Consider the following 24,815-nt stretch of genomic DNA (forward strand, 5'->3'; position numbering starts at 1 on the left):
CCATGCAAGACGGACGCACGACCCTTTCAAAGTTTCTGATCGACACCCTCGACCGCCAGCCCTGTGCGGCGGCAACGGCGCAAAACGCCGGCCTCTCCGCGCTGCTGATCGATGTAGCCGCAGCCATCAAGTCGATTTCGGCGATGCTGACCAAGGGCGCGCTCGGCGGCAATTACGGGTCGGCGCAGAGTATCAATACACATGGCGAGGAGCAGAAGAAGCTCGACGTCGCCACCAACGAAATCTTCGTGCAGCAATGCGAGTGGGACGGGCTGCTAGCCGCGATGGCCTCCGAGGAAATGGAGAGCGTCTACACGATTCCGCAAGGCTATCCGCGCGGCGACTATCTGCTCGCGTTCGACCCGCTCGACGGCTCATCGAACATCGACATCAACGGCGTGGTCGGTTCGATCTTTTCGGTGCTGCGCAATGTGGATGATCGTTCGGCTGGCGCAGACCGACCGGTCGGCGAATCCGCGTTTCTGCGGCCGGGCCGCGAGCAGGTCGCGGCGGGCTACGCGATCTACGGTCCTTCGACCATGCTGGTGTTGTCGGTCGGCAACGGCACGCATGGCTTCACGCTCGAGCGTGAGATCGGCAATTTCGTTCTCACGCATTCGAACATCCGCATTCCGGAAAACACGGCTGAATTCGCGATCAACGCGTCGAACGAACGCTTCTGGGAGCCGCCCGTGCGCCGCTACGTGCAGGAGTGCAAGGACGGGCGCACCGGCTGCCGTGCGGAGGATTTCAACATGCGCTGGATCGCCTCGATGGTGGCGGAGGTGCATCGCATCCTGATGCGCGGCGGCGTGTTCATGTATCCGCGCGACTCGAAAACGCCGGTCATGGAAGGACGCCTGCGTCTCCTGTATGAAGCCAACCCGATGAGTTTTCTCATCGAGCAGGCGGGCGGTCTTTCGATCACGGGCCGCGAGCGCATTCTCGACGTCGTGCCGCGTGCGCTGCATGGCCGCGTGCCCGTGATTCTCGGTTCGCGCAACGAAGTGGAGCGCATTGGCCGCTATCACGGCGAATACGACCGTGGCGAAGATCAACCCTTCACGTCGCCGCTCTTTGGCCGACGCTCGCTTTTTCTGCCGGGTTTCACCGCGTAAGTGCAAGAAGCCCGGCCTCGCAAAAAGCGGCCGAATACAACACCACTATCCGGAGACAAGCGCATGTCAGTCAAACACCCGATTATCGCGGTGACCGGTTCGAGCGGCGCCGGCACCACGACCGTGATGAAGAGCTTCACCCATATTTTCCGGCGCGAGAAGATCAACGCGCAGATCGTGGAAGGTGACGCGTTTCATCGTTACGACCGCAACGGCATGCGCGAAGCGATGAAGCAGCACGAGCGCGACGGCGTGCCGAACTTCAGCCATTTCGGACCGGAAGCGAATCTGCTGGAAGAACTGGAGACGCTGTTCGCGAGCTATGGAGAGAGCGGCACCGGCAAGTTTCGCCACTACGTTCACGACGAAACCGAAACGCGGCTCTACAAACAGGATGCCGGCACCTTCACGCCGTGGGAAGACGTGACGCCGGACACCGATCTGATGTTCTACGAAGGGCTGCACGGTGCGGCGGTGACCGAGCGTATCGACATCGCGCGGCATGCTGATCTGCTGATCGGCGTGGTGCCGATCATCAACCTCGAATGGATCCAGAAGCTGCATCGCGATCAGACCATGCGCGGTTACTCGCACGAAGCTGTGGTCGATACGATCTTGCGGCGCATGCCGGACTACGTGAATTACATCTGCCCGCAGTTTTCCCGCACGCATGTGAATTTTCAGCGCGTGCCGACCGTGGATACGTCGAACCCGTTTATCGCGCGCGAGATTCCTCAGCCCGATGAGAGCTTCGTCGTGATCCGCTTTGCGCGGCCTAAAGGCATCGATTTCCAGTATCTGCTGACGATGCTGCACGACTCCTTCATGTCGCGCCCGAACGTGATCGTCGTGCCAGGCGGCAAGATGGGTCTCGCGATGCAACTGATCTTCACGCCGATGATTCTGCAACTGATCGACCGGCGCTCGCGGGCCTGAGTGTTTGACGCACGAGGTTGAAGTGGGACACCTGCTTTCAGTTTCGAAGGAGAGATTCGATGAGTGCCGTCGCAGAATCGATTGCATTACCTGAAACCCGCGTGATGGCCGACGCGTTGCGCATCCTCGCGATCGACGCCGTCGAAGCGGCGAAGTCGGGCCACCCCGGCATGCCGCTCGGGATGGCGGAAATCGCCGTCGCGCTGTGGGACCGGCATCTGAAACACAATCCGCGCAATCCGGCGTGGCCTGACCGAGACCGCTTCGTGCTGTCGAACGGACACGGCTCGATGCTGTTATACGGGCTGCTGCATCTCACGGGCTACGATCTTCCGATCGACGAGCTCAAACGCTTCCGTCAATTGCATAGCAAGACGCCGGGACATCCCGAAGTCGGCGTGACGCCGGGCGTCGAAACTACGACAGGCCCGCTCGGCCAGGGGCTCGCCAACGCGATCGGCATGGCGCTCGCCGAAGCGCTGCTCGCACGAGAATTCAACCGGCCCGGTCATGCAATCGTCGATCACCGCACGTATGTGTTTGCCGGCGACGGCTGCCTGATGGAAGGCATCTCGCACGAGGCGGCGTCACTCGCGGGCACGCTGAAGCTCGGCAAGCTCACGGTGCTTTACGACGATAACGGCATTTCCATCGACGGTCATGTCGCGCAGTGGTTCAGCGACGACACGCCCGCGCGTTTCGCCGCGTACGGCTGGCACGTGGTGCGCGACGTGGACGGCCACGACGCCGACGCGGTCGACCTCGCGTTGCATGACGCGCGCGCGGCTGGCAAGCCGACACTGATCTGCTGCCGCACGGTGATCGGCAAAGGTTCGCCGGCAAAAGCGGGTACGCACGATGTGCACGGCGCGCCGCTCGGCGCCGAGGAGGTTGCGAATACGCGGCGCGCGCTGGGCTGGCCGCATCCGCCGTTCTCCATCCCCGAAGAAGTCCGCGCGCAGTGGGATGCGAGCGGGCGCGGCGAGGCGGCAGAGGCCGACTGGAAGCGCCGCTTCGAAGTCTACCGCCAGCACTATCCGCATGAGGCTGCGGAATTCGAGCGCAGGACGCGAGGCGCGTTGCCCGTGCACTGGCGCGATGCGGTTCGCGCGATGCTGCGCGACGCCGACAGCGCCGCGCAATCCATCGCGACGCGCAAGGCTTCGCAGCAGACCATCGCCGTGCTCGCGCGCGCATTGCCCGAATTGCTGGGCGGCTCGGCCGATCTGACCGGGTCGAACCTCACCAACTGGCAAGCCGCCGTCGATATTCACGCGAACGACACCGGCCTGCACGGCGGCAATTATCTGCACTATGGCGTGCGCGAATTCGGCATGAGCGCGGCGATCAACGGGATCGCGCTGCATCGCGGGCACATTGCGTTCGGCGGCACGTTCCTCACTTTTTCCGACTATTCGCGCAACGCGCTACGGATGGCCGCGCTGATGAAGACGCGCTCCATCTTCGTGTTCACGCACGATTCGATCGGCCTCGGCGAAGACGGTCCGACGCATCAATCGGTCGAGCATGCAGCGAGCTTGCGGCTGATTCCCGGGCTCGACGTCTGGCGTCCGTGCGACACCGTGGAGACCGCGCGTGCATGGGCCAGCGCGATTGAACGCGAGGGCCCGTCATGCCTGCTGCTGAGCCGCCAGAATCTGCCGTTCGTCACGCGCGACGGCGAGCAGATCGACGCGATAGAGCGGGGCGGTTATGTGCTGCGCGACTGGCCGGATGCTGCAGCACCCGCATCTGCGGCCACGCAAGCTCGGGTGATATTGATTGCTACGGGATCCGAAGTTTCGCTTGCGCTCGACGCGCTTACGCCGCTCGCTGCATTGGGTATTGCTGCGCGTGTCGTGTCGATGCCGTCGACCAGCGTGTTCGACCGGCAGCCGGACACCTGGCGCGATGCAGTGCTGCCGCCGGGCTTGCCGCGCGTTGCGGTCGAAGCAGGCGTGCGCGCGTTCTGGCGTCAGTACGTGGGCCTGGAAGGCGGCGTGGTGGGTATCGACACCTTTGGGGAATCCGCGCCCGCAGCCGCGCTGTTCGATCATTTCAGGCTGACTGCGCAGGCCGTGGCGGACGAAGCGCGACGAGTCACGCAACGCGCGGCATGAGTTTCTGTTCGGCGGAAGCGGCATGAAGCGGCATAAAAGTGCGCAACGGTGACCGAGCAGTGACACAACGGCGGCACAACACAATCCGATTCGTCTTCGAGGAGTTTGCAATGGCCTTCATAGCACTGCGTCAACTATTGGACCACGCGGCCGAGCACGGTTACGGCGTGCCCGCGTTCAACGTCAACAACATGGAGCAGATTCACGCGATCATGCAGGCTGCCGAGGAGACTGCGAGCCCGGTGATCTTGCAAGCTTCAGCGGGCGCGCGCAAATATGCGGGCGAGCCGTATCTGCGCCATCTAGTGCTGGCCGCGCTCGAAGCGCATCCGGACATTCCGCTCGTGCTGCATCAGGATCACGGCGCGAGTCCGGCGGTTTGTCAGCAGGCGATCCGTTCCGGCTTTACATCGGTGATGATGGACGGCTCCCTGCTTCCCGATCAGAAAACGCCAGCGACCTATGACTACAACGTCGACGTAAGCCGAAGGGTAGTGGACGCGGCGCATGCCGTAGGCGTTTCCGTCGAAGGCGAACTCGGTTGCCTCGGGTCGCTGGAAACCGGCACGGCGGGCGAGGAGGACGGCGTTGGCGCGCAAGGGCAACTGACACGCGACGATCTGCTCACCGATCCGCGCGAGGCGCAGATTTTCGTCGACTCGACCGGCGTCGACGCATTGGCGATTGCGATCGGCACGTCGCATGGCGCGTACAAATTCAGCCGCCAGCCGACCGGCGATATTCTCGCTATCGACCGGATCGTGGAGATTCACGAACGGATTCCGAACACGCATCTCGTGATGCATGGTTCGTCGTCGGTGCCGCAGGAGTGGCTCGCGATAATCCGCGAATACGGCGGCGAGATTCCCACCACCTACGGCGTGCCGGTCGAGGAAATTCGGCGCGGAATTGCGCACGGTGTGCGCAAAGTCAACATCGACACCGACATCCGGCTCGCGATGAGCGGCGCAATGCGCAAGTCGATGGCCAATGCGCGCGCCGAATTCGATCCGCGCGCCGCGTTGAAGGCGGCGACGGCGGCTGCGCGCGCCGTCTGCGTCGAGCGTTTCGAGGCGTTCGGCTGTGCGGGGCAGGCGCCGCGCATCAAGCCGTTGCCGCTCGAAGCGATGGCGCGCCGCTATCACTGAGCAAGGAGAAAACCATGCGTGATTTTCTGATTGCTCCTTCGCTGCTGTCGGCCGACTTTGCGCGTCTTGCCGATGAGATTGGCGACGTCACCGCAGCTGGCGCGGACTGGATTCATCTCGACGTGATGGACAACCATTACGTGCCGAATCTCACGGTCGGGCCGCTCGTGTGCGCGGCAATCCGGCCGCATACGCGCGTGCCGATCGACGTGCATCTGATGACCCTACCCGTCGATCCGCTCGTCGTGAGTTTTGCGGAGGCGGGCGCGAACACGATCAGCTTTCATCCCGAGGCGTCGCTGCATGTGCACCGGACCATCGAACTGATCAAGACGCACGGCGCGCGCGCGGGACTTGCTCTCAATCCCGCCACGCCGCTCGCGCTGCTCGATCATGTGATCGAGCGGCTCGACGTGGTGGTGGTGATGTCGGTGAATCCCGGCTTCGGCGGCCAGGCTTTTATTCCGGAGACGCTCGCGAAGCTGCGTGCGTTGCGCGAACGCGTCGACGCAACCATGCAGCGCACGGGCCGCCCCTTGCTGATCGAGGTGGATGGCGGCGTGAAGGCGTCGAATATCGCGCGGATCGCGGAGGCGGGCGCTGATGTGTTCGTGGCCGGCTCGGCCGTGTTCGGCGCCGACGACTATGCGCGGGCCATCGGCGAAATGCGCGGCGAACTCGCGAAGGTGGACGAAGTCAGCGAAGGCGCGCTCGCAGAAGCGCGCTGAATGGGCGCCGCCGCTTTGGAGCGCTTTAACGCTTTTTCATCGTCTCGCCGGGCGCGCACCACGCCGACAGATCCTGCTCCGGCCGCTCGACTGCACAGCCCCAGTCGAGCGGCTGGTCCTGGTCGAAGCGCTTGCCGAGCCGCCACGCAATCTCGGCGCGGGCAAGCTGCACGCCCATATAGAACGCATGCCCGCCGTCCGCTTCCATACGAAGGTCTGGATAGAACTGAAACGGATCGCCGCCACGAAGATGTCCGTCGCGGTTGTAGACATGAATGCCCTCGGCGCTCACCTGCACGCGGAAGTTAGGGTCGCGCACGTCGCGCGCGAACTCGTCGATTTCAGCGGGACTGTATGGGAAAGGGCGCTTCGCATGGACGGTCGCGAGATCGCCGTCGATACCCTTCGGCAGCACCTGTGCTTCACGGGCGGCATGCATCACGCGGCGCGCGACATCGGCTTCGCGCACGGCACGGCGCGCGTGCAGGCTCACGGAGGTGGTCAGCACCGCGCTCACGCGAAGCTCTGCCGCCATGCCCAGCAGGATGGCGTTGATGCCGCTCGTGTCCGCTTCGGTCAGCTCGGTCACGTTGCCGATGCCCATCATGATGGCCACATCCGGATAGCGTTCGCGCAGCCCCACATAGCGTGCGATCGACGTCGCGAGACCGAACGGGATCGGGTCGAGAATCGGGTCGGCGAGAAACGCGCGGCCGCGCGCGTTGAAAAGCTCGATGGCTGCGTCGAGCGAAGCCGGGTCGCGCGGGTCGCGTGCGACGAGGATCGGCGTGGACGGCACTTCGTCCGCGATCCACAGCGTATCGAGGTTCAGGCTCATCAGGTAATCGGCGCCCGCGCGGCCGCCGCGCAGCAATTCGTCGGTGTGCATTGAATCGACACTCACACGATAACCTTCGGCCTTCAACCGGCGCACTGCGTCTTCGAGATGCGGAAACGGCGTTTCCGGCAGGCAGCCGATGTCGATCACGTCCGCGCCCTGCGCCGCATAATCGCGGGCACGCGCGGCAATGCCGTCGAGATCGAGGCGCGGCGCGTCGACGATCTCCGCAAAAATCTCGGTCTCGTAACGCGAGAGGTCGATCGGCTTCGCCTCGCGGCCGAAGAATTGCGGCAGGTCTTTCACTTCTTCCGGGCCGCGCTCGAACGGCACGCCGAAGTGTTCGGTCAACGCTGCGAGATCGCCACGGCAGCGCCCCGGCACGATCACGCGCTGCGCCGCGAGCGGAGTGGCCACGCGGCGGCGGATCATGTCGGCGGTCATCAGCGCGGCGACCTGCAAGCCGATCTCGCGAATCTCCCAACTGAACGGCGAGGGCGCCATGCTTTCGAGCACGCGGAGCAGGCTCCTTTCGGCGAGCCGGCCAGTCAGGAAGACGATATGCTCCATGTCAGTACGCGCCGGGCCGGCCGAAGCATCCCGACGCCCCGTTGGGCGGCAGCGAGCGCAGAGACCGTGGGGACTGTTTCATATCAGTACGCGCCGCACTGCCCGAGGCGTGCTCGTTGGGCGCGGCGACCGTAGAGAGCACAAGGGCCGTTCATGCCAGTTCAAGCGCTGCTACACGTTGGTCGAGCGCTGTCTTCAGTTCATCGAGCGAGCGGACGACCGTTGTGTGCTCGAAGCGCGACAGGCGCTCCACGTTGTCGAGTTCGATCGACCGCGGCCGCAATTCGACCCATTCGTTCGGGCTTTGCGTGACCACGGTCGGCTCCGTGTCGCATGCAAAGACGATGCCCGGAATGCATTGCTTGCCGGCCTGAGCGTACATGTTGGTCGGCAGCGTATCGGAGATGCCGAACGCGCATTTCGCCACGGTGTTGCTGGTGGCCGGCGCGATGATGACAGTGTGATACATGCCGTGATACAGCATGCCGACCGGCACACCGCTCGCGCTTTTGTCGCGGAACACGTTGAAGCGCTCACGCAGTCTGGGCAGCTTCCAGCCGTAAAGCGGCAGTACTTCTTCCGCGGCAGCGGATAGAAAAAGGTCGGTTCGCGGCAACGCGAGCGCGAGCTCGATCGACTCTTCGAGCAGATGGCCCGAGCCGGTCACGCACCACGCGAAGCGCGAATCGGGCTTGAAGTCCGCGAGTTTGCGAGCGGGCGCCTGGGTCATGCGGTGTGAGCGTGCGGCGATGCGTCGCCCGGCAGTCCGTCGGATGCCCCTGCGTCCGATGCCGACTCGTCGATCGCGTCTTCCGGCTCCGAGCCGTCCTGTCCCGAGCCGTCGTGCGACAGACGGATTTGCAGCCGGCGCATCTTGCGGTACAGCGTGTTGCGGCTGATGCCGAGTGCCTTGGCCACATTGCTGACGTTCCAGCGATTGTCCTCGAGCATCGCAAGCACGGTCTCGCGTTCATTCAGCTGGATTGCGTTCAGCGCGGACAGGTCGGCGGCGTCATCCTGATGCGGCACCGGCTGCGCCACTGCTTGCGGCGCGGCTGGCACCGCAATGTGCGGCTCGCGCTGCGTGACTTCCACGGGCAGGTCCTCGCAGCGGATAGGTTGTCCGTCGCATAGCGCAATCGCCATCTGCAACACATGGCGTAACTGACGGATGTTGCCAGGCCACGCATAGCTCAACAGCGCCTGCTCGGCTTCCTTTGTCAGTTCCGGTGGATCGTCGTCCGTCTCGGCCTCGAGCAGATGATGAATCAGCGGCAGCTTGTCGACGCGCTCCGCGAGCGGCGGCAGATTCAGCTCGACGCCCTTCAGCCGGTAGTAGAGATCCTCGCGGAATTGCCCGCTGTGCACCAGTTCGAGCAGATTGCGGTGGCTCGCGCTGATCAGCTGGAAATTGACCTTGACGGTGGTTTCCGCGCCGAGCGGCGTGACCTCGTGCTCCTCGATCACCCGCAGAAGCCGCGCCTGCAATGCGAGCGGCATGTCGCCGATTTCGTCGAGAAACAGCGTGCCGCCGTTGGCCTGCACGATCTTGCCGCGGCGTCCTTCGCGCTGTGCGCCGGTGAAAGCACCGGCACGATAGCCGAACAGTTCGCTTTCGATGAGGTTCTCCGGCAGCGACGCGCAATTGACCGGCACGAACGGCCCCGACGAATGCGGACTGATGCTGTGCAGCGCCTGTGCGAACACTTCCTTGCCGGTTCCCGTTTGTCCTCTAAGGATGATCGGGATCTTGCGTTGGACCACGCGCGCGCCGAGCTGGATCTGCGAGGCCATACGCGGGTCGCCGAACTCCAGATGCGCGATCTCGTCGAGCCGGGCCGGCGGCGGACGCTTTTCGGGCGCGCTCACGCGTTGAACGGGCGCCGTCACCGCGACCCGCGTGCCGCGTCCCGCCGCATTTTGCGCGGTCTGCGCGACGAGGAAGAAACGGTTCGTCGCGTTCGCGCTGTACACGGTCACAGGATGGAACGAGCCGCGAATGCTGCGCGCGATCATGTCTTCGAGCGATGCGTTGAACGCCTCCTCGATACGCCGACCGCGCAGTTCGCCGAGCGAGCGGAAGCCGAGCTGGAAAAGTGCGCTGCGGTTCGCGGCGAGCACGGTGCTGTCGTCTGCTACCGCGAGTTTGCCGCCATGCAGCGTGCCGACGAATTCCGGGCGGCTGTGAAAGTGGATCATGTTCGCGTGCCGGTAGCGCGCGTCGAGCAGACGGTTTTCGATCATCTGCCGCGACATGCCGACGAGCACCAGCGAGTGTTGCTGCAACAGTTTCGAGCGGCTCGTCACATCGAGCACGCCGGCGATCTCGCCGCTGTCGTCGAAAATCGGCGCGGCGGAGCAGGTGAGCGACGTATAACGCGGATAGAAGTGCTCGTGCTGGCAGACGGCGATGCAGTCGCGCTCGGCGAGACAGGTGCCCATTCCGTTGGTGCCGGCTTCGCGCTCGCTCCACATGGCGCCGACGCGGAAGCCGTCGGAGGCGACCGCTTCCGCGAAAGGCACCGACGAAACCTGATGGACGATCACGCCGCCCGAGTCGACCAGCACCACCGCGAGTTCGGGATCGGCCAGCTGTTGATAGAGCGTGGTCATTTCGAGCTTCGAACACGCGATCAGATCGCCCAGGGCCTCGCGGCGAGAGCTTAATTCGTACTCCGTCAGGATCGGCGGCGTGACGAAGCGGGACGGATCGAGCTGAAATTCGTTGACGCAGCGCGCCCACGATTGAGCGACGGGTTCGCTCGTCGGACGCGTCGCCAGTTGATGATTGACGACGTTGAGGATTTCACGGACGTGCATGGAGCTGTCAGCGAGCAACGACATGGGGTTTGTCTCCGTTGCGGCAATTCATGTGCGCTGGGTGTTGCCTGGCGTACTGCTGCATTCGCCTGGCTGCAGGTTGCGCGTCACGAGTGCCGCTTTATCGATAATGTCATCCCCTCGCGCCGCGGCTTCTGTGTCCGTATGCGCACTGAGTAATACACCTGATGCTTCTGTGCTGTTCCCGCGGTGTTTCCACGGTGTTTCCATGTACTGTCAGGCGTTGGCTTAAAACTCTACGCCCGATGTCGTTCGCGTTCAATAAGAAGTCGCATCAATAGTACATGGTGTGCCCGGTTTTTGCTTTTAATGAATTCATGCCCTTGCCGGGGTCCGCCGTTGCCTGCGGCGGTATTGCGCGGCACAGAGTGCTTCGCGCCCGGCTCATGCTGTACTGCTTTGCGTTTACCCGGGTTGCGTCTCTTAACTTGTTGCCGCTTTGCGGCGGAGTACATCATGGACCGTATCGATACCGTTCGCCTCGCCAGCTTCTGCGCCGCCGATGCGGGAACGTCTCGCGCAAGTGCGGCTTGGGGTGCGCCTGCGGACACGCCATCGGCCGGCACTCTGCCGGGGCGCATGGATATCGTGTTCATCGAAAACTTTATCGGTCAGACGATTATAGGTATCGACAGCAGCGAGCTGCACGTGCCGCAGTCCGTGCGGATGAACCTTGCGATCGGCGTTCCCGCAATTCGCGCGTGCACGACCGATCGTATCGAGGACACCATCAACTACGCGGCGGTGCGCAGCGCGTTGCACGCGTTGCTGGACTCGCACGACGTTCGTCTGCTCGAAGCGCTTGCCGAAGCGGTGGCGCGCCTGCTGATCAATGACTTCGGTGCGCACTGGGTACGCGTGGCGCTCGCGAAACCCGCAAAATTCGACGACGTCGCGGCCGTCGGCGTGCAGATCGAACGGCAGCGTAGCGATATGCCGCAGCCGGTTAATGAGCCTACGGGACTCGCCGGTTATGCGTCGCTTGGCGAGGGACTGATTCCGATCTAAGCCTGCCACGCGCCTCGACAACGCCGGACCGGGAGGGGCCGCGCGATAAGTGTCGCGGCGCCGAAACGGCATGCGCAGTGCCCGCGCCGCTCACCGGCCATGTCCGCTATTTCGACGCCGCCGTCTTATCGTTGCGGAGTCCGCAACTCCGGTAGGCGTCCGTCTGCAACGTGCGGAATTTCTTCGTTTGCGCTTTTGCGTGGTCGACCCGGAACTCGGAGCCGCCTTCGCCGCCGAGCGTTGCATATTTGGCGAAGGTGGACTGATTGACGAACTCGTCGTAAGGCAGCGCGGCTGCCATCTTGTCGATCACGCACGAGCATTTGTAGACGTTCGCGAAATCGTGTCCGTTGTCGTCCATGCAGGAGAGCACGTATTCGACGCGTCCCTGAGTCGGGTAGTTGTAGCCTCCGGCCGGGGCCGGGGCCGGCGCCGGCGCGTTGGGCGCGTCGCCGTCCGCCCAGGCGAGCGGCGCGGCGAGCGCGATGCAGGCACAGGCCGCCAGCGCACGACATCGTAGGGTCATCTCATGCCTCTGTGAGAGCAATTGCCGGATGGCATCATGCAAAGCCCGCGCGGCAGCGCCTCGCGGGCCGCGAGCCATCAGTTCGGGGCAAACGGATGCGCGACGCTGCTCTTCTTCGACACGACCTCGGCAGCGGTCGGTTCGCCTCGGACCGCGCGTTGGATCGCCTCGCGCGTCGCCTTGTAGTTGTACTCCTGGATCTTCTTGTCGTCCTCCGCCTGCCAGTGAATGAAGACGCCGACGCACAGGAACAGATCGTCCGCCTCGTCCTGCGGGATCGTGCCGTCCTCGACGCTGTCCGCCACAGCGAGCGCGACCGCATGCTGAGCCGGCCCGAACATCTGCACTGCCTGCTTCGCGCCCTTGATCGTCACCTTGTTGAAGAGGATCGTGTTGGGCTTGGTGAGCAGATTCGGCGCGACGACCGCGAGCAGCGATGTGAAGCCATCCTTATTGTTGGTGAGCGCATTGCAGAATGCGGTTTCCGCAGCGGAACCTCGCGGTCCCATCAGCAAGTCGATGTGTGCGACCTCGTTGCCGTCGCCGACGAGCGACTCTCCTATCAGGACGCGGTTGATCTTGGCCATGCTGTTCCTCCGATGAGTGGAATGGGGACTTGCCGACTGACTGACACGCCGCCTGTGACGGTCCTGGTCCGCGATCGCTTGGCAGCGGTTGATGCACGGTGGCACTAACTAACAGAATCCGTGCCAGTGCGCGGCGGGTCCGCCTCGCACGAGGCGTGGCTCGCGTCGCCCGGCTCTTCGAGGCACAGCGAGACGAACAGCGTGGCCACCGTCAGGTCCGCGCTGGTGCCGGGATTGATGGCGCTGGCCTTCATTCCGGCGTCCCATGCGTCGAGTGGCACGCCGGCCGCGCCCGGGCCGCTCTGCGCGAGTGCGCGGCGCCATTGGGCGTGCCGTTCGCGTGCCGTTCGCGTGACACTCTGCGCCACGGCGAGGCCCTGCTTACGCACAATGTGCGAGTCGGGCCACGTGCTCAGAAACGTGAGAAACGCGTTCAGCGTGGCAAGGCGCGGCTGACCGGCGGGCGTTTCGCGCAACGCCGCGAGGCCGGTTTCGAAGATGTCGCGAAAGCCTTCCGCATACTGGCGGGCGATGCTGTCGCGTGCGGTGGCGAGCACCATTGCCTCGCGCAGGCCGACTGTGGGGGCTGCATGAACCGATTGCTCCGGGGCGTCGCCAAGGCCGCCCGGATTCGCGAGCGCAATCGCCCGGTACGCGAGACGGGAGTCGTCGATGTCGAGCCGCGCGAGTACGCGCTCGGTCGCCGCACGCCACGCGGGCACCGACAGCGGGCGCTCTGTTTCTTCGAGCGCCGCAGCGAGCGGCGCGACGAGTAGCAGGATGCCGAGATTCGTATTGCAGCCGACCGCGGCGCGGGTGCGCGCGACCGCATCGAAGATCCGCTGGCCGACCGGCGCGCCGCGCGCGAGAAGCGCGTCGGCGGCTGCGTCGGCGCTCGCGATGAACTGCGCCGCGCTCATGCCGTGGCCTTCGCTATCGACGCTGACGTTGCCGGGCTTCGGCGTTTCGACGTCGAGGCGGCAGGCTGTCAGGAAAGCGGCGCGGGTGTGCTCGAAGGCGGCCGTGGATGGGGCATCATTGCAGTCGCCTGAATGGCCTGAATGGCCTGAATGGCCTGAATGGCCTGAATGGCCTGAACCGCCCGCTGCTGCATATCCGATACAGCTCGCCAGTTCCGTCAAACGCCCGCGCCGCTCAGCCATGACCATGCAGCGCCACCACGGCTGCCTCGCCGCTTTGCGCGAGCGCGCTGCGCTGCGCCGGCAGTTTGCGAAACAGCAGATCGTCCGCGAGCGCCGCTGCAACGTCGACAGGCGTCACCGATTGAAGGCCGCGCCATGCCGCCACCCCGTTAACCTCCAGCACGAGCGGCCGCGCGGCATCGTGCGGATCGGGAATCAGATCGACGCCCGCATAGTCGAGCCCGAGCGCTTCGGCGGCACGCACGGCAGTCTGCGCGAGCGGCGCATCCAGTTGCGCCGCCTCGCACGTCGCGCCCTGCGCGAAGTTATGAATCCAGCCCTTTCCGCCGATGCGCCGCATCGCCGCCACCGCGCGTCCGCCGATCACCAGTACGCGCCAGTCGAAGCCAGGCCGGCCGCCGTCGATATAACGCTGCAGATAAGCCACCTGGTTGTACGGCTTGAGCGAAGGCAGCGGCGCGAGCGCGCGAGGCGGTGTGCGGCGTGCGCCGAGCCGCTTGAGCCCATGACCTTGCGAGCCGAACAGCGGCTTGAGCACGACCTGGCGCCCGGCCGCGGCCTCGCGCATCAGCACGCGCTGCGCGAATGCCGCCGATTCGCCCGCCCATGTCGCGGGCGTAGGCACACCGTGGCGATGCAGCAAAAAGCTCGTCATCGATTTGTCGACGCTGCGTTCGATCGCGCGCGCGTCGTTGTAGACGGGCACGCCGCACTCGCGCAGCGCATGCAGAATGCCGAGCCGTAGTGTGACCTGCTCGAAGGTGCCGCCGGCGATGCCGCGTACGAACACCGCGTCCGGCAGCGCATGGCCGAAGCCGGGCAGCACGAGCCCATGCGGCTCCCATGTCGTGTCGATCCGGCAGTCGGCGAGATCGATGCAGCGCGCCTCGGCGCCGCGCGCGCGAAACGCTTTTTTAAGGCGTCCGGTGTGCCAGCCGGTTTCGTCGGTCATGATCGCGATGCGCAGCGGGGCTCGCGCGGCAGCGGTGTCAGTGTCGGCGTCCATGCCGGCCGAGGCGAGGGGCGACGGCAGGCTCATGGCTTGCCGCTCCATTGGCCGTGCAGCAAATCCGCGTCGACGCCGCCGCCGTGATATGTCGCGCCGCTTTCGAGGCTGCTCACCCACACTTCGGCTGGCGCGAACAGCGCGGGGTCGATCTGATAGAAGTCGTAATTGAACGACGTGAAGATGTCCGCGAACGGGCGGCCGTGGTCGCGCGAAGTCGAGGCGGGCAATTCGGCGGCGAGCCGCCGCGCCACTGCATCGTGCTTCACCGTGAGATGCACGCGGCCGCCGTACAGGATTGCGTCGTTGGTGCGGCCCATCGCCTGAATGCCGTCCGGCGCGGGCGGCGGCAACGGCGCGGAGCCGCCGGCTTCCACCACTTCGTCGAGCGCGACGCCAAGCACATGCGTCTTGTGCATGGCGACCTCGACGACGCGCGCCACGACCTGCACCGTTCCCGCGACAGACTGTGTCGGCGTGGTGACAAGTGTCAACCGCTCCGGCGCGAGGCCGCAGTCATGCAGCACCTTGTCGATGACGACCTGCGGCGGCAAACGGTCCACTTCGAGTACCAGCACGCCGCGCTCGTGATGGTCGCGATAGCCGAGTTCGGCGAAAAGCGGCTCCTTCACAGCAAGCGCGCGCGCGGGGCCCGAGCCGAGGGAAAAGAACTTCTTGCCGCCGGTCTGCTCCTTCGTCGCGGCGAGGCTCCACCCTGCGTATTGACTGCCGAGGCAGGCGAGCACCGGCCACGAGGTGCGCACTTCGATCGTGCTGGGCCACAGCGGCCTCGCATCGAGGCTCTCGCGCACGGTCACGTGGCCGAGGCCGCCCATGCAGATGCGCGCGATCAGCACGCCCGCCGCGACGCTGCCCGGCGCGCTCACGCCCGCGTCGACCAGCACGGTGCCGTTCTCCGTGCGGCTGACGGCGGCGCCGAAGCGCGGCGCGTCGTCGACGAGACGGGCGACGAGACGTTCGCTGAGCGCGTTGACGCTCAGCGCGGCGGCATCCGCGAGCGGCGGCCGGGATTCGTCAGGAGTGGCAGTGGATGAAGGCTCGGTCGGGCTCATAGCAGGGCTCATGGCAGGTTTCGATTCGTTGCAGAACCAGCGTGTGCTGCGCGTCGAGCGTTTGCCGCACGGCATCCAGCGAAGCTGCGCGCACGAGCAGCGTGCAGACCGGCTGGCCCGCTTCGACCGAGGTGCCGGGCATCGGCACGTCGCGGCAGCGCGGATCGCGCATGCAGGCGTCGCTGAACGCCTGCGAAACCACGAATGGATGCGGCGCGAACAGCACCTGTTGACCGGCGCGCCATGTTGCGGGCGCGTGCTGCGCCGGCAGGCGGCCGTGGCGGCAGGCGTCGATATGACTCGCGACGAGGCCGCGCGGCCAGGCATCGGGCGAGGCGGTTTCATAAAGCGTTATCGTCGATGACGGGCGCGTGTTGATTTCGAGCAGTTCGAACGAATCGCCGTCAAGCAGAAAGTCACAGCTATTGATGCCGGTCAGGCCGACGCGCGCGCATAGCGCGGCGATCGCCGCTCGCACACGGACTTCGACGGCAGGCGACAAGTCGATCGGGCCAATCGAGCCCGCGTGGACGAAAGGCAGGCTGCCCATCCGGCACGTCAGCTGTTGCGCGAAGCCGAGCACGCGTGCGCCGCCGCGCGCGGCGATAAAGAGCGCCGACATTGCGCGGCCCCGGCTCTGCCGCTGGAAATAGACTTGCGCGGGAACGTGCGTATCGGCGAAAGGCGCGAGCGCTGCGAGCGGCTCGACGTGCGTCCCGCCGCAGCCGTCCGCGCGTTTCATGAGCCAGCCCCGCGGTGCGGCGGGGCGCATGAAGGCGACCGGTGGATGCGGGATCTGGATCTCGTCGAGCAGTGCAAAGAAGCGCCGCGGATCGCGCACGGCGGCGCTTGTGTCGACGGGATTGCCTATAAAGCGCGGCAGGGCCGGCGCACTGCACAACTGCGCGACGAACGGCTCGAGCCCGCTGCCGTCGATCCAGCCGATCATGCCCGGCAGGCGTGCGCTGCGTTCGAGCGCGTCGGTGAGCCGCGCGGCATCGATCGACAATGGTCCGCCGCCGATGTCGAACCACAGTTCGGAGGCCTCGCGCGTGTCGCGGTCGCCGAATACGTCGAGGGCGACGACGCGCAAACCCGCTCGCGCGGCGGATTGCGCGAGCATTCGTGCGGACAGTCCTGCCACCGCGACGAACGGCGCATGCGACGGAGATGGACGCGAGATCATGGCTGCTCCGGCAACGGCGCGATGCCGCTCGGGTAATGGGTGGTGCGACGGGTCGGGCAATGTGTCACAACGGGTGCCTCGCAATGTGCTGCAGGTTTCACTGGAACTGCCACGGTACGTGTCACACGATGTGTCACCACGGGCTCCTCACAAGGTGCCCGCCAGGCGGCCAATCGAGGTGCCACGTCGGTCTGGCCGCGTCAGTCGCCATGTCCGCCCCATGCCACGCATGCCGCAAGATCCGCACGGCCCGCCGCTCAACCGAGGCCCGCCGCGACGGCGCGGGCCTCGTCGAACGCTTGCGGGAAACTCAGGTAGACAGGCTTGCCGCCCGTGCGCATCCGCGTAAAGAGCCGGTGTTCCACCTGATATTTGACGTTGCCGATCGCCAGTGCGCCGATGCCGATGGCGCCGCCCGCGGTCGGCACGCCTTCGATCGGCTTGCCGTCGTTCATCACGTTGACGCCGGCAATGCCTTCGGGCGGTACCGCGTTGACATCGGCGGCGATCAGCAGATGGCGCGCATGTTCGAGGTCTTCGCGGCTCACCACCTGCACGCCGGCGATGGCGGTGGCGAGCACGATCTCGGCCTCGCCGAGCACCGCGCGCAGTTCGGCGGGCGTCGCGGTGCCGACACCCTTGGTCACAATGCCGAAGCGCTGATTGAGATCGTCGCTGACGCGCACCGCGCGCGCCTGGTCGGTATGGCTCGCAATCGACACGTCCGCGCCCAGCGAAGCCGCCATCGCCGCCGCGACGCGCCCGACGGCGCCGGTGCCGCCGAGAATCAGCACGCGCTTGCCGCCCAGTTCCATGCCGTACGCCTTGCTCAGATGCCGCTCCGCCAGCGCGACCAGCGCGGCCGCGGTGGTGTACGCGCCGCTTGGATCGGCGAACACGGACACTTCGAACGGCGGGACCATTGCTTTGCGAGCGATGTCGAGCATGTCGGCGGCGAGCATGACATCGCGTCCGCCGATGAAGATGCCGGTGCGCGCCACGCCTTTCGGCCCGCGCGAGAAGATCGCGTCCTGCGTGAGATTGGCGACCATGCCGGCGTCGACATCGCAATATGGCACGATGATCTGGTAGCCGGCGTCGGCGGCCATGTTGACGTCGAACGGACTCATCTGCGGCGTGGCCGTGAACATGTGCAGGACGTAGGGCCTTTCGGCGGGTTTTTCAGTGGTGTCGGACATGGCAAGGGGCTCGTTTCAGTGGCGATGTCGTGGGCTGCGCAACGGAAGGGCTGACGGTTGCCGCGCGTGAGTGCGTGGGTACAAAGGCCGTGCGTCGGATCGATGTCGCGCGTGCGACGTGTTCCGCGTGTTCCGCGCGTGCGGTCTATGGGTGAACCGCCCTTTCGCGAGCCGCCCGATCACGTGCGACCCATCTCCACGCGCTGGTTCGTCGGCTGCCCGATACGCGGCCCGCGGCACGGAGTAAAGGCACTTCATGCCGCGTCGATGCGCCGGTGCTGGCGCCCTTCGGCGGAGCGCACGGTCGCACCGCGATTGCGTCCGGCAACGATTGCGCATTCGATATGCGGCATGCCGCGCGTGGCCTCGCGTGCTGCGGCGAGCGCGCCTTCGGCGTCGCGCGCGCTACCGACGATTGCAAAGCCCGTCGGTCCCCACGAACTCTGGCCGATTCCCGCGGTGCGCTGCGCGGCGACGGCGCGCAACGCGCGCTCGACGCCGGGGCTCGCGAACACGCCGCCCTGCACGGGCGCGAAGTATTCGCCGATGGTCTGCTGCATCTCCGTCAATCCATGTGCGAACGGCACGATGTTGCGCTCGGCGGCGCCCGGCAGAATCTTCATCAGCACGAGGTGACATAGATGCGCGGCGAGTTTCTGCGGAAACGGCGCGAGCGCCGCAAGGCCGCGCCGTTCGTCGGCGCCGTGCAGACCTTCGCGGGCGTTGTCGCTGACGAGCAGCACGCGCCAGTCGTCTGGAAACGGCTGGCGCGCGAGCAGCGGCGGCACACCGGCATGCAGGTCGCCGGACGGTCCGCCGTCCACCAGCAGGCCACCCGAATCGAAGCCGAGCACGCCGATGCCCGAGCGCGCGCCGCGCCCCAACAGGCTCGCCAGTTCGGCGCTAGTGGCGACGTGCCCGAAGAGCCGCACGAACGCCATGCCGACCGCGAGCGCGAGTTGAGTCCCCGAGCCGAGTCCGGTGTGCGCGCGGGGTGTCTGCGTGACCTCGATCGCGACGGGCGTCGGGTCATAGGCCGCATGCAGCCGTTCGAGACAGACCGCGATGCGCTCGCGCTCCGCATCGCTGAGCGCGCCGCCGACGTGGTCGCGTTCGGCGAGCCGGGCTTCGACGCGCGTGCCGCCGCTGTCGATCACAAGTCCGACGCTGCCGAATGCGCGTCCGAGCGATGCATTCGGGTCGAGAAAGCCCAGATGCAGCCGCGCGGGCGCATCCACGGTCACGGTGGCATCGGGCGGAAGGCGGCGAACGTGAAGCTGCATCGCGAGTGTCCTTGTTCGTGCGTGACTCGGTGTTGCCTCGGTGTTGCTTGAGCAGAGTGAACCGCAAGCGCCGCCATGACGATGAGGGGCGCCGTGGCGCGGCGATCGGCGCAGGACGTCAAGCGAAAGCCGTACCAGGCCCATACTGGAGCGTCCGGTTTTGGCGGCGCCCGGTGAGCGGCGCCTCGCTTTGTCCGAGCGTGGTTTCAGCTGGCGGCCCGTTTTCAGCCGCCATCGGTCTTGCGGTCGCCGTTCCAGCCGCGCCTTGTTTCAGCCGTGCTCGTTCCAGGGTCCTCGTTCCAGCCGTCCTCGGTCGCTCGGCGTGAGCCCCGCATCGTTTGAGCCACTCGCGCTTCAGTGGCCCCGCTTCACCCACCCTCGGCCGCTCCGCCCGCTTTCGGCGCGTCGTACTTGATATAGCGAAAGCGCTGGTCGTCGCTCGGCGTGCCTTCGAGCGGACCGCCTTCGGTTGCCGGCTGCCACTGGATGAACGACTCGATCTTGCTGGCGAGCGCGAAGTCCTTATCCGTGATGCCCTTCGCCGAGTGCGTCTTGAGTTTCACGATCACGAATGCATAGGAGACCGTTAGATCCGGGTGATGCCACGCGGCTTCCGCGAGATGACCTACTGCGTTCACCACCATCAACGTTCCCTTCCAGCCTTCGGTGCGGTATTTGCGCCGCAGCCAGCCGTCCTCGATATACCAGTGCTGAAGCGGACCGACGAGACGTTGCTGGATCTCGTCGTCGGAATAGACCTTTTCGGTGTTTGCCATGATCGCTGCTCCGCGGATGTTGGTTCGATCGATAACACTCATGTTGCGCTGCAAATGATGCGCCATCCGACGCGCCACACGGCGGGCGAATCGCATGGGCCGCCGTGGCGAAGCGGTTCTGCGCTGCATGCCTCGCGACGGACACGCTTCGTATCGGGCTATGACACAGTATGTGCCACATGCCGCGTTCAGGTGGTGTCACGGCGTGACACTGCCGAACGGCATCTCGCACTATCGCCGTTTCATGCAGCCGTCACACAGTGAGGTCAACGGCGCCCGAGGCGCGGCGCGCGGCGTGGTTCAGTGTGCCCGCGCGGCGTTTGCAGACCGGCTTGTGGCGGCGGATACGGTTAGTGCCGCCGCGAGACCGGCATGGAATATGCGTTGGCCGTCATGCGCCGCGAAACCCGACAACGATTGGGAATGGCGCTGATCGTTACCCTGCATCCGTGGAGGGCGCGCCCGGTGCGGCGAGGTAGCGTGGTCATTCGTGAGTTGAACAGCAAGACCATTCTGGAGGAGACATGAACTTACGCACCACGGTTCTTGGGCTCGCGATCCTCGCGTCGGCAGCCATGAGCTCTATCGTTGCACAGGCCGATTCGCAGCTCGACGGGCTCATTAAAAGTCCGTCGAACTGGGCGGCGCAGGCAGGCGATTATGCGAATCACCGCTACAGCCCACTCAAGCAGATCAACGAAAACAACGTCGGAAAACTACAGGTCGCGTGGACCATGTCGACCGGCGTGCTGCGCGGCCACGAAGGCTCGCCGCTCGTGATCGGCGACACCATGTATATACACTCGCCGTTCCCTAACAAGGTGATTGCGATCAACCTGAAGGATCAGACTTTCCTCTGGCAATACCAGCCGAAGCAGGATGAATCGGTTGTCTCCGTGATGTGCTGCGATACCGTCAATCGCGGACTCGCCTATGGCGACGGCAAGATCTTCCTGCAACAGGCCGACACCAAGCTCGTCGCGTTGAACGCGAAAACCGGCGACGTCGTATGGACCGCGCAGAACGGCAACCCGAAAGCCGGCGAAACCAACACCAATGCGCCGCACGTATTCGGCGACAAGGTGCTCACAGGCATTTCTGGTGGCGAGTTCGGCGTGCGCGGACGCCTGATCGCGTATGACGTGAAGACGGGCAAGCCGGTCTGGACCGCTTACAGCACGGGTCCCGACAAGGATATGCTGATGGACCCCGACAAGACGATGACCTACGCCGACGGCAAGATGGTGCCGGTGGGCGCGGACTCGTCGCTGAAGTCCTGGAAGGGCGATCAGTGGAAGCTGGGCGGCGGCACCACATGGGGCTGGTATGCGTGGGATCCGAAGCTCAACCTTGTCTACTACGGCACCGGCAATCCGGGCACATGGAACCCGACGCAACGTCCGGGCGACAACAAGTGGTCGATGTCGATCATGGCTCGCGATCTGAATACCGGCATGGCGAAGTGGGTCTATCAGATGACGCCTCACGACGAGTGGGACTACGACGGCGTCAATGAAATGATCCTGTCGGATCTGACGATCGACGGCAAGAAGGTGCCCGCCATCGTTCACTTCGACCGTAACGGTTTCGGCTACACGTTGAACCGCGAGAGCGGCCAGTTGCTGGTTGCCCAGAAGTTCGATCCGGCGGTGAACTGGGCTGACAGCGTCGACCTGAAGAGCGGCAAGCCGATTCGTAACGCCGCGTATTCGACGCAGGCAGCGGGCTCGGACCACAACGTGAAGGGCATCTGTCCGGCAGCGCTCGGATCGAAGGACCAGCAGCCCGCAGCGTTCGACCCGAACTCGAGCCTCTTCCTCGTGCCGACCAATCACGTTTGCATGGACTACGAACCGTTCGATGTCGACTACGTGTCCGGTCAGCCGTATGTGGGCGCGACGCTGTCGATGTATCCGGGTCCGAACGAGAACAACGCGATGGGCAATTTCATCGCGTGGGATGCCTCGAAGGGCAAGATCGTCTGGTCCAAGCCGGAGAAGTTCTCGGTATGGTCGGGCGCGCTCGCTACCGCCGGCGGCATCGCGTTCTACGGCACGCTCGAAGGCTACCTCAAGGCGGTTCGCATCAAGGACGGCAAGGAATTGTGGCGCTTCAAGACCCCGTCGGGGATCATCGGCAACGTGTTCACCTACCAGTATCAGGGTAAGCAGTACGTCGGCGTCTATTCGGGCATTGGCGGCTGGGCCGGCATCGGCATGGCGGCCGGACTCGAGAAGTCGACGGAAGGCCTTGGCGCGGTGGGCGGTTATCGCGAACTCGCGAAGTATACGGCGCTCGGCGGCACGCTCTTCGTGTTCGCCATTCCCGGCGGCAACAGCTGATCGCGGGGTAGTCCGAATCGCGCGGCCGGTTCGCTCCTGGTGAAGCACCGGGGGCGGCTGCCGGCACGTGCGGTTGGGTCAAATCAGGTCAATGCGGTTCAACCACGAGTTGCATACGAGTTACCGGGTCCGCGCTGTTGCACAGATGCAGCGAGGCGCGGCCCTATCATCAGGAGACATCTGTATTATGAAAGGCCGATCAATCTTGTTGCGGGCGGCGCTGCCCGTAGTATTCGTCGTGCTGCCTGTCACGTACGCCCAGACCAATCCCGCGATTGCCCAGGTGGCGTACAAGGTGGTCGACGGCAGCAAGGTGGACAGCAACACGTTGCAAGGATGGAAGACCTGGCGCGCGCTTGCCTGTGAACGCTGCCATGGTGCGCAGCAGCAGGGCATGGTCGGACCGTCGCTCGTCGAAGCGTTCAAGACGCTCGACAAGAACGAGTTTCATCGCACGGTATTCGGCGGGCGGGTCGACAAGGGCATGCCTGACTTCAGTTCCAGCCAGATGATGCAAAAGAACTGGGAGAACCTTTACGCCTATCTGAAGGGGCGCTCGGACGGGCAGATCAAGCCCGGCGATCTGCAGGCCATCGACGCGAAATAACGCCGGCGGCACAACTTCAGGAGGTGATCGATGCGTGATCGCAAACTAATGCACGCGCACGCCGCACTGGTGGCAGGCGCGCTTTGTTACGCGGCGCTCGCAAGCGGCGCGGTGCGCGCCCAGGGCGAGGCGGCGCTGCCGAACAACGACGGCGCCGACGGCGTGCTGCGAGTCTGTGCGGACCCGAACAACATGCCCCTGTCGAACAACAAGGGCGAGGGTTACGAAAACCGCATCGCAAGCCAGATGGCGAGCGACTTCGGCTACAAGCTCGAATACACGTATTTTCCGCAGCGCATGGGCTTCGTGCGCCACACGTTGCGCGAGAAGGTGCCCGACAGCGAGCGCTACAAATGCGATCTGATCATCGGCGTGCCGAAAGGCTACGACATGACTTCGACGACGCAGCCTTATCTGCGCTCCACCTATGCAATGGTGTTCAAGAAGCGGCCGGAACTCGCCGGCATCAATACGCCCGACGATCTTCTGAAGCTGCCGCCGGACCAGTTGCACAAGCTGCGCTTTGGCATCTTTACGCAGACGCCGGCAGTCGACTGGCTGCTCGGTCATAACCTGATCGATCAGGCGGTCTCGTATCAGGTGCAAAGCGGCGACCCGCAGGAATATCCCGGCCAGATGATCGAAAGAGATCTTCAGGCGGGCAATGTCGACGTCGTGTTTCTGTGGGGACCGATTGCGGGCTACTTCGCGAAGCGCTCCGGCGATTCGGTGAAGCTCGTGCCGTTCCCGGCCACGCCCGGCATCCGCTTCGACTATACGATCTCGATGGGCGTGCGTTACGGCGAGAAGGCGTGGAAGGACAAGGTCGATCAATGGATCGGCGCGAACCACGACAAGATCGATAGCATTCTCACGAGCTATGAAGTGCCGCTTCTGAAGCCCGTCGATGCGCCGGCCGGCAAGCCTGCGGACGCATCGCCATGACGGCGGTGCGAGGCGGTTTGCGCCGCGAATGGCGGCGCGTGCTCGCGGTGTGCGCCGCGAGTATCGCGTGCTCGACATACTTGACATGCTTCATCGGCGACGCGCATGCGGCCGCGCCGGCCGCCGGCAGTAGCGAGATCACGCCTGCAGAACGGCTCATCTTCACGACCGATCATCTGCATGGCGTTGCGCAGCAAACCGAACTCGACTACGCGCTGCTCACTTCCGATCCGCCCGCGCACGGCACCGACGTCGTCAAGGTGCTGGTGACGAGTCAGGACAACGCAAAGGGTGACGCGCAGGTGTCCGATCACAGCGGAGCCGTGCCATTGCCGAACGGCGGCTTGCAGTGCAACCCGGTGATCATCTATTTCCTGGAGCGCGACATTGCAGAGATGGAGCGGCTCACGGGCGGACAACGGCGCTATTTCCAGCAGCGGCTGCGGCTCGCGCTTGCCGCCGGCCCGAAGATCGAAACGGTGACGAGCCAGATCGACGGTAAGCCGGTCAAGGCGCAGCAGATCGTCGTGCAGCCGTATCTCGACGATCCCAACGCCGAACGTTTTGCTCAATACACCGCGAAACGCTATACGTTCCTGATCGCCAGTACCGTGCCGGGCGAAGTCGCGCTGATTCGCACCGAGGTGCCCGGCGCGAACAACGATTTCGCGCATCCGCTGCATAGCCGCACGCTGAGTTTCCAGGCCGCCTTGCGCAAGTTGCCGGCGCCGGGGAATGCACCCAACGCACCCAACGCGCCGCATTCGCCGAACGCGCCCGTCAAGCCGTCGAACGCGCCGCGCGCGAGCCGGTAG

Annotated in this window: 23 protein-coding genes; 11 read left to right on the forward strand and 12 right to left on the reverse strand. The window is 65.0% G+C overall.

Annotation, left to right across the window (positions count from 1 at the left end):
* The first annotated feature begins 2 nt into the window (after nt 1–2).
* The 5 genes from F759_RS0100670 (at nt 3) to rpe (ending at nt 6,050) form a co-directional block, all read left to right on the forward strand.
* Nucleotides 3–1,118 carry a class 1 fructose-bisphosphatase gene (locus F759_RS0100670; RefSeq protein WP_027798139.1) on the forward strand — a complete coding sequence of 372 codons (1,116 nt, stop codon included), beginning with the start codon at nt 3–5 and terminating at the stop codon, nt 1,116–1,118.
* 63 nt (nt 1,119–1,181) lie between these two features.
* Nucleotides 1,182–2,054: a phosphoribulokinase gene (locus F759_RS0100675; protein WP_027798140.1), complete on the forward strand. Its 873-nt coding sequence runs from the start codon at nt 1,182–1,184 to the stop codon at nt 2,052–2,054.
* A 59-nt stretch (nt 2,055–2,113) separates the two neighbouring features.
* Nucleotides 2,114–4,174, forward strand: coding sequence for a transketolase (gene tkt, locus F759_RS0100680; protein WP_027798141.1), 2,061 nt, complete (start codon nt 2,114–2,116; stop codon nt 4,172–4,174).
* 110 nt (nt 4,175–4,284) lie between these two features.
* A complete protein-coding gene (gene fba, locus F759_RS0100685; RefSeq protein WP_027798142.1) occupies nt 4,285–5,322 on the forward strand; it encodes a class II fructose-bisphosphate aldolase in 1,038 nt (345 codons plus the stop codon).
* A 14-nt stretch (nt 5,323–5,336) separates the two neighbouring features.
* Complete coding sequence (gene rpe, locus F759_RS0100690) at nt 5,337–6,050, forward strand: ribulose-phosphate 3-epimerase (protein WP_027798143.1); 714 nt, start codon at nt 5,337–5,339, stop codon at nt 6,048–6,050.
* A 25-nt stretch (nt 6,051–6,075) separates the two neighbouring features.
* Here rpe and F759_RS0100695 read toward each other — a convergent pair whose 3' ends face one another.
* From F759_RS0100695 to F759_RS0100705, 3 genes are all read right to left on the reverse strand, one after another.
* Nucleotides 6,076–7,458 (reverse strand): DUF6513 domain-containing protein, encoded by a 1,383-nt coding sequence (locus F759_RS0100695; protein ID WP_027798144.1) that lies wholly within the window; start codon nt 7,456–7,458, stop codon nt 6,076–6,078.
* Between the two features lie 151 nt (nt 7,459–7,609).
* Complete coding sequence (locus F759_RS0100700; protein ID WP_027798145.1) at nt 7,610–8,188, reverse strand: flavoprotein; 579 nt, start codon at nt 8,186–8,188, stop codon at nt 7,610–7,612.
* Complete coding sequence (locus F759_RS0100705; protein ID WP_027798146.1) at nt 8,185–10,302, reverse strand: sigma-54-dependent Fis family transcriptional regulator; 2,118 nt, start codon at nt 10,300–10,302, stop codon at nt 8,185–8,187. Before F759_RS0100705 ends, F759_RS0100700 begins: the two co-directional genes overlap by 4 nt.
* A gap of 453 nt (nt 10,303–10,755) precedes the next feature.
* On the opposite strand from F759_RS0100705, the gene F759_RS0100710 reads away from it, so the two are divergent.
* Nucleotides 10,756–11,307 (forward strand): dihydroneopterin aldolase, encoded by a 552-nt coding sequence (locus F759_RS0100710; protein WP_027798147.1) that lies wholly within the window; start codon nt 10,756–10,758, stop codon nt 11,305–11,307.
* Between the two features lie 106 nt (nt 11,308–11,413).
* Here the strand turns inward: F759_RS0100710 and F759_RS0100715 are convergent, their stop codons facing one another.
* The 9 genes from F759_RS0100715 to F759_RS0100755 all read right to left on the reverse strand — a co-directional run bounded on the left by F759_RS0100715 (nt 11,414) and on the right by F759_RS0100755 (nt 20,106).
* Nucleotides 11,414–11,833, reverse strand: a complete 420-nt coding sequence (locus F759_RS0100715; protein ID WP_027798148.1) for a hypothetical protein — start codon at nt 11,831–11,833, stop codon at nt 11,414–11,416.
* Between the two features lie 77 nt (nt 11,834–11,910).
* Nucleotides 11,911–12,420: a formaldehyde-activating enzyme gene (gene fae, locus F759_RS0100720; protein WP_027798149.1), complete on the reverse strand. Its 510-nt coding sequence runs from the start codon at nt 12,418–12,420 to the stop codon at nt 11,911–11,913.
* A gap of 104 nt (nt 12,421–12,524) precedes the next feature.
* Nucleotides 12,525–13,583, reverse strand: a complete 1,059-nt coding sequence (locus F759_RS36990) for a triphosphoribosyl-dephospho-CoA synthase (RefSeq protein WP_084534177.1) — start codon at nt 13,581–13,583, stop codon at nt 12,525–12,527.
* Nucleotides 13,576–14,622, reverse strand: a complete 1,047-nt coding sequence (locus F759_RS0100730; protein WP_027798150.1) for an ATP-grasp domain-containing protein — start codon at nt 14,620–14,622, stop codon at nt 13,576–13,578. Before F759_RS0100730 ends, F759_RS36990 begins: the two co-directional genes overlap by 8 nt.
* Nucleotides 14,619–15,662 carry a methenyltetrahydromethanopterin cyclohydrolase gene (mch, locus tag F759_RS0100735; protein ID WP_027798151.1) on the reverse strand — a complete coding sequence of 348 codons (1,044 nt, stop codon included), beginning with the start codon at nt 15,660–15,662 and terminating at the stop codon, nt 14,619–14,621. The genes F759_RS0100730 and mch overlap by 4 nt, the downstream gene beginning before the upstream one ends.
* Entirely contained in the window at nt 15,625–16,848 is a 1,224-nt protein-coding gene (locus F759_RS0100740) for an ATP-grasp domain-containing protein (protein ID WP_027798152.1), read from the reverse strand. Before F759_RS0100740 ends, mch begins: the two co-directional genes overlap by 38 nt.
* 257 nt (nt 16,849–17,105) lie before the next feature.
* Nucleotides 17,106–18,047 (reverse strand): NAD(P)-dependent methylenetetrahydromethanopterin dehydrogenase, encoded by a 942-nt coding sequence (locus F759_RS0100745; RefSeq protein WP_027798153.1) that lies wholly within the window; start codon nt 18,045–18,047, stop codon nt 17,106–17,108.
* Nucleotides 18,048–18,301: 254 nt separating this feature from the next.
* Nucleotides 18,302–19,330 carry a beta-ribofuranosylaminobenzene 5'-phosphate synthase family protein gene (locus F759_RS0100750; protein ID WP_027798154.1) on the reverse strand — a complete coding sequence of 343 codons (1,029 nt, stop codon included), beginning with the start codon at nt 19,328–19,330 and terminating at the stop codon, nt 18,302–18,304.
* A 368-nt stretch (nt 19,331–19,698) separates the two neighbouring features.
* Nucleotides 19,699–20,106, reverse strand: coding sequence for a 4a-hydroxytetrahydrobiopterin dehydratase (locus F759_RS0100755; RefSeq protein WP_027798155.1), 408 nt, complete (start codon nt 20,104–20,106; stop codon nt 19,699–19,701).
* Between the two features lie 372 nt (nt 20,107–20,478).
* On the opposite strand from F759_RS0100755, the gene F759_RS42770 reads away from it, so the two are divergent.
* From F759_RS42770 to F759_RS0100785, 5 genes are all read left to right on the forward strand, one after another.
* Nucleotides 20,479–20,634 (forward strand): hypothetical protein, encoded by a 156-nt coding sequence (locus F759_RS42770; RefSeq protein WP_154670895.1) that lies wholly within the window; start codon nt 20,479–20,481, stop codon nt 20,632–20,634.
* 47 nt (nt 20,635–20,681) lie between these two features.
* Nucleotides 20,682–22,448, forward strand: a complete 1,767-nt coding sequence (locus tag F759_RS0100770; protein ID WP_407668510.1) for a methanol/ethanol family PQQ-dependent dehydrogenase — start codon at nt 20,682–20,684, stop codon at nt 22,446–22,448.
* Nucleotides 22,449–22,635: 187 nt separating this feature from the next.
* Nucleotides 22,636–23,055: a c-type cytochrome gene (locus F759_RS0100775; RefSeq protein ID WP_027798158.1), complete on the forward strand. Its 420-nt coding sequence runs from the start codon at nt 22,636–22,638 to the stop codon at nt 23,053–23,055.
* A gap of 30 nt (nt 23,056–23,085) precedes the next feature.
* Nucleotides 23,086–24,000, forward strand: coding sequence for a substrate-binding domain-containing protein (locus F759_RS0100780; protein WP_027798159.1), 915 nt, complete (start codon nt 23,086–23,088; stop codon nt 23,998–24,000).
* On the forward strand, nt 23,997–24,815 hold the full coding sequence (locus F759_RS0100785; RefSeq protein WP_027798160.1) for a hypothetical protein: 819 nt from the start codon (nt 23,997–23,999) through the stop codon (nt 24,813–24,815). The genes F759_RS0100780 and F759_RS0100785 overlap by 4 nt, the downstream gene beginning before the upstream one ends.

It is taken from the genome of Paraburkholderia dilworthii, from assembly GCF_000472525.1.
Classification (GTDB): Bacteria; Pseudomonadota; Gammaproteobacteria; order Burkholderiales; family Burkholderiaceae; genus Paraburkholderia; species Paraburkholderia dilworthii.

Bases quoted from the DNA above. Each gene is read 5' to 3' on its own strand.
- F759_RS0100670 (WP_027798139.1), top strand. From the start codon at position 3: ATGCAAGACGGACGCACGACCCTTTCAAAGTTTCTGATCGACACCCTC.
- F759_RS0100675 (WP_027798140.1), top strand. From the start codon at position 1,182: ATGTCAGTCAAACACCCGATTATCGCGGTGACCGGTTCGAGCGGCGCC.
- tkt (WP_027798141.1), top strand. From the start codon at position 2,114: ATGAGTGCCGTCGCAGAATCGATTGCATTACCTGAAACCCGCGTGATG.
- fba (WP_027798142.1), top strand. From the start codon at position 4,285: ATGGCCTTCATAGCACTGCGTCAACTATTGGACCACGCGGCCGAGCAC.
- rpe (WP_027798143.1), top strand. From the start codon at position 5,337: ATGCGTGATTTTCTGATTGCTCCTTCGCTGCTGTCGGCCGACTTTGCG.
- F759_RS0100695 (WP_027798144.1), bottom strand. From the start codon at position 7,458: ATGGAGCATATCGTCTTCCTGACTGGCCGGCTCGCCGAAAGGAGCCTG.
- F759_RS0100700 (WP_027798145.1), bottom strand. From the start codon at position 8,188: ATGACCCAGGCGCCCGCTCGCAAACTCGCGGACTTCAAGCCCGATTCG.
- F759_RS0100705 (WP_027798146.1), bottom strand. From the start codon at position 10,302: ATGTCGTTGCTCGCTGACAGCTCCATGCACGTCCGTGAAATCCTCAAC.
- F759_RS0100710 (WP_027798147.1), top strand. From the start codon at position 10,756: ATGGACCGTATCGATACCGTTCGCCTCGCCAGCTTCTGCGCCGCCGAT.
- F759_RS0100715 (WP_027798148.1), bottom strand. From the start codon at position 11,833: ATGACCCTACGATGTCGTGCGCTGGCGGCCTGTGCCTGCATCGCGCTC.
- fae (WP_027798149.1), bottom strand. From the start codon at position 12,420: ATGGCCAAGATCAACCGCGTCCTGATAGGAGAGTCGCTCGTCGGCGAC.
- F759_RS36990 (WP_084534177.1), bottom strand. From the start codon at position 13,583: ATGGCTGAGCGGCGCGGGCGTTTGACGGAACTGGCGAGCTGTATCGGA.
- F759_RS0100730 (WP_027798150.1), bottom strand. From the start codon at position 14,622: ATGAGCCTGCCGTCGCCCCTCGCCTCGGCCGGCATGGACGCCGACACT.
- mch (WP_027798151.1), bottom strand. From the start codon at position 15,662: ATGAGCCCGACCGAGCCTTCATCCACTGCCACTCCTGACGAATCCCGG.
- F759_RS0100740 (WP_027798152.1), bottom strand. From the start codon at position 16,848: ATGATCTCGCGTCCATCTCCGTCGCATGCGCCGTTCGTCGCGGTGGCA.
- F759_RS0100745 (WP_027798153.1), bottom strand. From the start codon at position 18,047: ATGTCCGACACCACTGAAAAACCCGCCGAAAGGCCCTACGTCCTGCAC.
- F759_RS0100750 (WP_027798154.1), bottom strand. From the start codon at position 19,330: ATGCAGCTTCACGTTCGCCGCCTTCCGCCCGATGCCACCGTGACCGTG.
- F759_RS0100755 (WP_027798155.1), bottom strand. From the start codon at position 20,106: ATGGCAAACACCGAAAAGGTCTATTCCGACGACGAGATCCAGCAACGT.
- F759_RS42770 (WP_154670895.1), top strand. From the start codon at position 20,479: ATGGAATATGCGTTGGCCGTCATGCGCCGCGAAACCCGACAACGATTG.
- F759_RS0100770 (WP_407668510.1), top strand. From the start codon at position 20,682: ATGAGCTCTATCGTTGCACAGGCCGATTCGCAGCTCGACGGGCTCATT.
- F759_RS0100775 (WP_027798158.1), top strand. From the start codon at position 22,636: ATGAAAGGCCGATCAATCTTGTTGCGGGCGGCGCTGCCCGTAGTATTC.
- F759_RS0100780 (WP_027798159.1), top strand. From the start codon at position 23,086: ATGCGTGATCGCAAACTAATGCACGCGCACGCCGCACTGGTGGCAGGC.
- F759_RS0100785 (WP_027798160.1), top strand. From the start codon at position 23,997: ATGACGGCGGTGCGAGGCGGTTTGCGCCGCGAATGGCGGCGCGTGCTC.